Below are 261 nucleotides of genomic sequence, written 5' to 3' on the forward strand. Positions count from 1 at the left end.
AAGGTTAATGACTCTCGTTATGTATACTCCCAAGGCTCCATTGATATACTCGAGTCGTTTGATATTGATTGGTATGCAGGCCCAGAGAATCTCTCTTGGGCGCCGCATAACTGGGAAGGGTTGCATACAACTGAAGAGCAGAAGGCGATTTTTGAAGCCTTGAGTGAGGCAAAGCAAATGGGTGACCAATATGGCCAAGAGTTGGGAAAGAACCATGCCATTAAAATCTTGAACCAGGCTAGAGACTTATATAGTAAAGGC

General features: G+C 44.4%; 1 protein-coding gene. It reads left to right on the forward strand.

Translation table 11 applies throughout. The annotated features are described in order from the left end of the window. On the forward strand, positions 1-261 hold a 261-nt coding region (locus A3739_RS29635; RefSeq protein WP_197472169.1), incomplete at both ends, for a hypothetical protein.

The sequence above is a fragment of the Oleiphilus sp. HI0067 genome, from assembly GCF_001635735.1.